Raw genomic sequence first — 8,394 nt, forward strand, 5'->3', positions numbered from 1 at the left:
GTAACAAAAGTAAGGTATTGGGTGTTAGCGGAAACGATGAAAATCCGGCTCCCACCTCAACAATATGGTTATGAAACCGGATGGATTCAGGCAAGCAAAGCTGACGATGACTTTTTTCGTAAATTTTGTTGCCCTTTAATCCCTCACACCAACTCGGCTCGCGCGACTTTTCCGATTTTCGCGCGACTTTCGGCTCGGCTCGCGCGACTTTTCCGATTTTCGCGCGACTTTCGGCTCGGCTCGCGCGACTTTTCCGATTTTCGCGCGACTTTTGGCTCGGCTCGCGCGACTTTTCTGATTTTCGCGCGACTTTTGGCCTGGCTCGCGCGACTTTTCCGGTTTTCGCGCAGCTTTCGGCCACCCAAAGTGTCGTTCGCAGTTTTTGGATTAAGTGACAAAACAACAACCGTTTAGAAAACGGCTTAATAAAAAACCGCACGCCTAATCTGTTTCGTATAAAAATACCTGACAATCCCGAAATAAATAATCTGAATCAAAGCAAATGTACCAAGAACTGACGCCGCTTCACCTGCCAGGTTATAATCAAATAAATGCGACAGTGCGGTCAAAGCAACGGCTCCGTGCATCAAAGCAACAACCATCGGTGCAAAAAATAGAAGTGCTGTCTGACGATTGATCACTTTTTTCAGTTCTTTATCCGTTAAGCCCATTTTTGCAATCGATTTGAATTTATTTTTGTCCTGATCAAGATCTGAGTACAACCGGAAATACAGAAAGCTTCCCGCCGAAACAAAAAACACAATGCCGATAAACAGCCCGATAAAGAGAACAGGACCAAAACTCTTATTGATGGTATATACGGAATAATCAATCGCCTGGAATCTACCTGGCTGAAAAGTATTCTGCAACACTCTTCCTGCTTCGATAATCGCTTCCTGCGAGCCTTGTGTCGCCTGCCAGGTTGTATAAGACTTTGATTCGACAGCGTTCGGCAATGCTGTAAATGTGTCATCATCAACAATGTAATAAGAAAACATTTCCGGCAGCACAACCGTCGATATCAATCGATCCGGGTGAATGCTTCCGCCATCCGTCAGCTCAATTGGAACGTCCATCAGTCGAGCTTTTTTGGATGCACCGATCATAACTCTCGAACTATCTGTGACAACAATCGCTTCTTGGTCACCTACATCCACCTTCTCCTTACCAAGGAGCGCAGCAAAACGATTATACGCCGATTCTTTCGCAATCAAAACCTGTGGCCGTTTGCTGTTGTCCACGTCAAAATAATCCAATTCAACGGAAGCTTTTTTAGCCTGAATATCATAGTTGTCCAATGTTTCATCAATTGTTTCGCGTTGATCCTGCGTCAAGGGTTCTTCCCCTTCAAAGGATGAGTACGTAAACGTATATGGATTCATTTCTTTTACTTCTTTGGTCAAATAGGATTGAAACCCATACAACGTCCCAATCGCGCTAAAAGCAACAGTCGAAATAATCGCCACCATAAAAAACGTCCGAGCGTTGTCTTTCATACGGAATGACAAATCCGAGAAAAGCACCATATTCGTTTTCCGCCAAAAAATACCCTTACTGCTTTTCAACCGCCTGATCACATAAACACTTAACTGGGTAAACAACAAATACGTCCCGATTGTCACGACAACGATAACCGGCAGCATAGCTATAATGACAGCTTGCCCCTTCACATACAAAGCCGCCGCGTAACCGGCAGCAAGCAGTACCGCGGCGACAATCGCCAATGTGACCGATGCTTTTGGCTCGCCTTTGGACTGTTTATCCCCCTTAATTAAATCAACGAGTTTCCGTGTCCGGAGAATAAATGACACGAACAGCGATATGAACAAAAAGAGCACAATAAACGACACAAACGTTACGACAATCGCCCACAGCGGAAAATAGAAATGAAGTGTTTCCTCAATCACCAAGACATTTTCCGCAAGCAAGAGAATTGCCTTGGCAAAGACAAGCCCCAGCAAAACCCCGCTCAAGGTTGCAAAAAAGCCAATGAACATATTTTCCATAAAGACCATCAGCCGGATTTGCCTTGTTGACATCCCCTGCATCATTAAAAGGCCAAATTCCTTCTTGCGTGACTGTAAAAATGAACTCATCGAATACAATACAAAGAAAAAGGAAAATACATAGATAATTCCTCCGGCAACAGCCATACCATACAATACTTCGGCTCTTATCCCCCCATCAAAGAATGCAGGGTGAAAAGCAAAGATGGCAAACGTAAAAAACACCATTACTGTAAACAAACTGCTTAAAAAATAGGCAGCATATAAACGCTTATTACGAATGACGTTATTGATCGCGAATTGACGAAAAGTCACTGTCATCCCCTCCCATCAAGGAAAGCATATCAATGATACTCTGGAAAAACGTCTGCCGGCTTTTTCCACGATGGATTTCCGAATAGGGCTTCCCGTCCCGGATAAAAACGACCCTGTCCGCATAGCTTGCTGCCTGTGGATCATGCGTGACAAGCATCATCGTTGTTTTTTCTTTTTTATTAAGTATCTGAAGCATGCCCATCACATCTTTGGATGATTTGGAATCGAGGTTTCCCGTCGGCTCATCGGCAAGGAGTAGTTTTGGTTGGTGGATCATTGCTCTAGCAATCGCTGCCCGTTGTGCCTGCCCACCGGAAATCTCGTAGGTTCGTTTATTCATGATGTCGGTAATGCCCAGCTTTTCGGCAATGGCATTTGCCTTTTGCTTCATTTCCTTAACAACCTTACCGTCCAACGTCAGTGGCAGAACCATATTTTCCTCCACCGTCAACGTGTGGAGAAGGTTGAACTCCTGAAAGACAAACCCCAATTCACGCCGGCGAAACTTGGCCAGCTCATTCCGAGTAAGTGCATGCGGATTTTTTTCTCCAATTAACACTTCACCGGTTGTCGGTTCATCGATGGTAGCAACCATGTTGAGAAGTGTTGTTTTCCCACTTCCCGACGGTCCCATGATGGCAACGAACTCTCCCTTCTCAATGTCCAGATCGATGTTTGATAAGGCACGATAGGCGACTTTACCTTCATATACTTTGCTTACGTTTTTTACTTGAAGCATGTTTTTACCCCTTTCACTGGGTGTACAGTAACACCCGAAATATCTTTGTCTTTAGTGTATCGCCCCTTGCCCTTACAAACGATCGATTGGTCTTTCATTTAGCTTACATTTATGTAATGTTTTGTGCCGATGAAAACACTATGCGGAATGTCGTCCCCCTGCCAACAACACTTTCCATTTCAATCCCATGCCCCAAATGATCAGCCACCTCTTTAACAAGAAATAAGCCCATCCCGGTCGACTCCCGGTACCTTCGTCCGTTTGCGCCGGTATAAAATGGGTTAAAAATCCGCTTCCTATCTTCTTCAGGGATGCCAATTCCAAAATCTTTCACTTCAAAAATGGCCACCCCTTCCCGTTCATACAATGAAATCATGATTTGTTTACTCTTTCCGGCAGAATATTTCACCGCATTATGGATGAGCTGTGTCATCATAAATAAAAGCCATTTCTCATCTGATTCGACGGTGATTCCTGAACGCTCCGTATCCAGCTTGGGATAGACATCATTGCGGATAAAATAACGCTTGTTATCCCGATTGAGCTCATGCACCAGGCTTTCCAGCATAACTGGTCTGATGCGGAAATCCTGCTCGATCGTCCTGAGGCGTGCCATGTACAGAACCGTACTTAATCCTGTTTTGATACGCTCCGTTTCTTCGCGTATATTGGATGATTCCGGTTCATCAAGGTCTCTTGCCGTCAATTCGATGACTGAAAGTGGTGTTTTCATTTGATGTACCCAGCGGTCAATAAACGTCAAATGATCTTCCTTCCTCGCTTCGGTCTCACCGATCCTTTGCTGGTAAAGTCTGTATTGAGATTTCAGCAGCTGATCAAGTGCTTCGGCAACCGGAACGTGTTCCGTTTCCTGGAGGGATTCATCAAGCGACATCAATGGTTCCTCAAGCCTTTTGTAAAATCCGCGCCGTGTGACATAGCGGTATATGAGATAACAACTGAATAGAAAAAGAGAAAGAAATATTGAATAGAAAACTGTCAGCATGTCTCCGGATCCATCAAGCCATAGAATGAAACAAACAAGAACGGACTGGACTAGCTGCAGCCCAATCAGCAATCGATGTTCCCTGATAAATAGCTTCATGATTCATCCGCCCCGTTCCACGTCACACGGAGCCGGTAACCTGCGCCCCGAACGGTTTCGACGGCACCGGTGATACCAAGTTCCTGAAATTTCTTGCGGACCCGTGTCATATTGACGTTAAGCGTATTTTCATCCACATAGGTCTGATCATCCCATAATTTCTCCAGTAAATCTTCACGACCGGCCACTCGCGGATGCCTGTTCATTAGGCTTTCAATGATAACCGCCTCTTTCATGGTGAGGGACACAGCGTTATCGCCAAATCTGAGCACAAGACGCTCCGGTAAAAGCTTTAAGCCGTGCTTCTGCAAAATGCGTTCTCTGTTCCCTAAGGCATACGCTCCATAGGCCCTGCGCAACTGACTGCGAATCTTCGCCATGACGACATCCGGGTGAAACGGCTTGGTGATAAAATCATCCCCGCCATTTTCAAGTGCCATGACCTGATCCATTTCCCCGGTCCGGGCGGAAATGAAAATGACCGGACAAACGGACTCAAGACGAATTTGCCGGCACCAATAAAAGCCATCAAAACGCGGCAAGTTAATATCAAGCAAGACTAGATCCGGATTAAAGCCGCGAAATGAATCCATCAGATTATGAAAATTATCAATCGACAAAACATCATAGCCATACTTCTCAATAAATGTATGTAAATGCCCAGCTATTTTCGGATCATCTTCCACAACCATGACCTTTTCCACGTATTACCCTCTTTTCACAGTGTGATTTGTTCCTATTATAACATTTGATGCCTACAAGGCCTCCAAAGAAATGACGCATTTCGGTCACAAAATAGTAAGTATTATGATATGTTTTTCACACGTGTTTCTTTTATACTATATAGAAGAAGTATTAGGCAGGGGGGTTCCATTATGCCCAATATATGGACGCACATGCTGTTTTGCGAAGAAGCTGCCGACAAGATGGAACGGCCGGATGCATTCCTGCAGCATGAAGCGGCGATGAAACTGGGAGCACAAGGGCCTGATCCATTTTTTTATTATAGTTTCTGGCCCTGGACCAGAGAGAAACCAGTTAATCAAATGGGATTAGTACTCCACCAGCAAAAGTGCGGGGATTTCCTGATGGACTTAATTGAACGCGCCAAGAACCGGGATGACCAAGTGCGCGCATTTGTTTTCGGTTTCATTACACACCATATTCTGGACCGCAATACACATCCCTATATCCACTACCGGGCGGGTTATGAAGGAAATGACCATCAGAAGCTGGAGGTCTTCATCGACACACTGATGATGGAAAAATACCACAACTTAAAAACATGGCGGTCACAAGTCTATAAAGAAATGGACACCGGCCGAAAATTTCTCGCTATTATTGGTGATCTGCTCGCTGAAGCCATTGCGGCAAACTACCCAGATTTTTCAGCACGGTCACCACGAACAATAAAAAAAGCATACCAGGATATGTTCCTTGCGCTAAAGCTCCTGGCTGATCCCTATGGCTGGAAGAATAAATTGCTGAAACCGCTCGTTTCGCCGTATTCCCACCGGCCTGTCGAAGATCATGCGGATTATCTGAACCTAAGCCACCGGACATGGCATCACCCTGCAACAAATGAACCATGCTCGAAAAGTTTTGTTGACCTGTATAATCAGGCAAAAACAGAAGGGGTCGAAATCATGACTGATCTTATTTTCTACTGGAATACAGGTGATAAGACCTACTGGGAACGGCTTGATGAACGAATCGGCAACATTTCATATGATACCGGTAAGCCCCTTTCCCAAAACCTGCAGAACCGGTACAGTGATCCAATTATATAGCCATAAAAAGGAGCACACCATTTATTTGTGGCAGTCTTTGTAACTAAACTAAAAATAGCTCGGTTCACTAGAACTGAGCTATTTCTTTTGTTTATTTCAATTGTCTCCTCATTAATCATCGGACAAACATACAAGCAAACCCTATCTTTTTTCATAAGATAGGTTGAGGTGGTTAAATGAAAAAAATAATCTTATTTGCCGATACAGGTATAGATGATTCTATCGCATTGACTTACGCGCTGAAGAATCCCGAGGTAGATCTCATTGGAGTGGTCAGTGGCTACGGTAACATCGATCGGGAAAAGGCGTATAGGAATGTCGAGTACTTGTTGGAACTAGCAGACCGTACAGATATTCCTGTCATCGCTGGTGCTACACGTCCCCTAAGCGGGGAAGAACCTGTCTTTTTTCCTGAAATCCATGGCATAGAAGGATTGGGTCCAATTAATCCTCCAATTCCAGAAGAACGTTATGCAAATCGGACGAATTTCAGTAAGCTGTTCCATTTAATCAAGAACAACGGTAATGAGGTAACAATCGTTAATGTCGGACGATGCACTTCTCTGGCCATAGCCCATTATTTAAGTCCTGAAGTGATGGAAGATGTAAAAGAAACCTATCTCATGGGTGGAGCTTTTATGGAACCTGGCAATGCGACTGAAGTAGCGGAAGCGAACTTTTTCGGTGATCCGATTGCCGCTAATTACGTTTGTCAAAATGTAGCTAACCTGACAATCGTACCTTTAGATGTAACAAGAGATGCTTTATTGACCCCACAAGTTGTCAATCTCATCGATACTCGTTCAGATTCACCTTTAGAAGAGATAATCAAACCAATCTTAGATTTCTATTATGAATATTATCAACAACAAAATCCAGGTATTCTCGGAACACCGCAACACGATTTGGCTGCTTTAATGGCCGCTCTTGATATTGACGGGTTGTATGAGTACAAAAAACGAGAGGTTAAGGTTGAATATAAAGGCAAATTTACAGATGGTGAAAGTATCGCTGACTTCCGTCCAGGGGCGAGTAATTGTTTTGGACCAAAGTGTACACGTATTGCTCTGAAAATTAATCAGAATGTTTTTGTCTCAAACGTCCTTGAAATCTTAACAAATCATAGATAAACTGGCTTCCGTAGTGAAATTGAAGAATTATTAGCGTATTTCACATATTTACAGGGATATCGTGTAATCCTCACCCGAGGAATTCATTGAACTGTTTAAACAGCAAAGACAAAAGTGGTTTGCTATGTAGGTAATCAGCTGAAAGCAGTAAAAAGAGCTAACCTCAAATAAATTGGTTCGCTCTTTTTAATATTTTTTTAATCATTTATTATAATTCGTCCTCCTCGTCCTGTTTTTATTTTTTATATCGACATTCCGTAAACGTTCCAATTCGACGTAAGCTACTTTTGGCTTTGTCCGGTTGGAACTCGCCGATTGAGATGTTCTTTTTTCGGAACATAAGTATAAAGGAACATGCTAAATAACAACCATGCGCCCCCGGCTAAAAATCCGCCGATGACATCAAGCGGATAATGAACACCTAAATAGACGCGGCTAAGACCAATGAACCCTATCAAAAAAGCGGCACCCACCCAAACCCAACGAGCCGGTTTTCCGATGTCTTTTATTTTAAAATGCAACAAATACGCAAGAAAACCGAAAAAGGCTATCGAATTCATTGAATGTCCACTCGGGAAACTGTCTGAACTTACTTGGACAAGGTGTTCTAATTCCGGACGGGGTCTTTCGAAAATGGATTTCAGTAGCCAGTTAAGCTGCCGCACACCAATAAGATTAAAAACTAACAAAAGGGTAGTCCAGTATCTTTTTTGAAACAAAAAAACGCACATGAGAACTACCATAACAGGGAATGAAGCATATGCTGAACCGATATAGGTAATTACAACAAAAACGAAGTCCCCAAATGATCCAAGAAAATCGTACAAATAAGATTGTATCCACTTGCCGAAATTCAACAGCAATTTTTCTTTATAATTTAACGCAATAATAATAAATAATAGCGTTGATATAACCATACAGAAGAGTAGGGTAATTCGCCTTTGATGAACCGGCATTTTAGTCTTCCTTCTTTCCAATTTGATGTATTTATTTTTCCTTGGAATTCATATTCTGGGGATTTGCCTATCTGGGTTTATCCTTCTTGGGTATTTAGGTTGCAATCATTTGTCCTATAATTCAGCCAATGAAGAGGGAGTACCAATCGTATTTTTCACAAAGTTTGTCCAAAAAATTCCTCTTGTGAATGGTATACTGATTAATGTTACATCGATAGTTGAAACCATTAACTTTTTGCGGAGCGTTTATTATTTTCGTGGTCTATACTAATGTCCATTGATATTATAGAGTAGGGTAACCTTTCTCAAGGCTACCCCCTCATCAAACCGCACGTGCCCTATTAAGGCATACG

General features: G+C 43.1%; 7 protein-coding genes. 2 read left to right on the forward strand and 5 right to left on the reverse strand.

The window, feature by feature from the left end; translation table 11 throughout:
- Positions 1 to 422: 422 nt before the first annotated feature.
- The 4 genes from ACFSUO_RS08945 to ACFSUO_RS08960 form a co-directional block, all read right to left on the reverse strand.
- Complete coding sequence (locus tag ACFSUO_RS08945; RefSeq protein ID WP_382393214.1) at positions 423 to 2,321, reverse strand: ABC transporter permease; 1,899 nt, start codon at positions 2,319 to 2,321, stop codon at positions 423 to 425.
- Positions 2,293 to 3,060 carry an ABC transporter ATP-binding protein gene (locus tag ACFSUO_RS08950; protein ID WP_382393216.1) on the reverse strand — a complete coding sequence of 256 codons (768 nt, stop codon included), beginning with the start codon at positions 3,058 to 3,060 and terminating at the stop codon, positions 2,293 to 2,295. Before ACFSUO_RS08950 ends, ACFSUO_RS08945 begins: the two co-directional genes overlap by 29 nt.
- 109 nt (positions 3,061 to 3,169) lie before the next feature.
- Positions 3,170 to 4,165 (reverse strand): sensor histidine kinase, encoded by a 996-nt coding sequence (locus ACFSUO_RS08955; protein ID WP_382393218.1) that lies wholly within the window; start codon positions 4,163 to 4,165, stop codon positions 3,170 to 3,172.
- Positions 4,162 to 4,869, reverse strand: coding sequence for a response regulator (locus ACFSUO_RS08960; protein WP_382393220.1), 708 nt, complete (start codon positions 4,867 to 4,869; stop codon positions 4,162 to 4,164). The genes ACFSUO_RS08955 and ACFSUO_RS08960 overlap by 4 nt, the downstream gene beginning before the upstream one ends.
- 171 nt (positions 4,870 to 5,040) lie before the next feature.
- Here ACFSUO_RS08960 and ACFSUO_RS08965 point away from each other — a divergent pair, with 171 nt between their 5' ends.
- Both ACFSUO_RS08965 and ACFSUO_RS08970 read left to right on the forward strand, forming a co-directional pair.
- Entirely contained in the window at positions 5,041 to 5,955 is a 915-nt protein-coding gene (locus ACFSUO_RS08965; protein ID WP_382393222.1) for a zinc dependent phospholipase C family protein, read from the forward strand.
- A 176-nt stretch (positions 5,956 to 6,131) separates the two neighbouring features.
- Positions 6,132 to 7,085, forward strand: a complete 954-nt coding sequence (locus ACFSUO_RS08970; protein WP_382393224.1) for a nucleoside hydrolase — start codon at positions 6,132 to 6,134, stop codon at positions 7,083 to 7,085.
- A gap of 281 nt (positions 7,086 to 7,366) precedes the next feature.
- Here the strand turns inward: ACFSUO_RS08970 and ACFSUO_RS08975 are convergent, their stop codons facing one another.
- Positions 7,367 to 8,041 (reverse strand): phosphatase PAP2 family protein, encoded by a 675-nt coding sequence (locus tag ACFSUO_RS08975; RefSeq protein ID WP_382393226.1) that lies wholly within the window; start codon positions 8,039 to 8,041, stop codon positions 7,367 to 7,369.
- Positions 8,042 to 8,394 lie beyond the last annotated feature (353 nt).

Source organism: Lentibacillus juripiscarius, from assembly GCF_042685205.1.
GTDB classification, from domain to species: Bacteria; Bacillota; Bacilli; order Bacillales; family Amphibacillaceae; genus Lentibacillus; species Lentibacillus juripiscarius.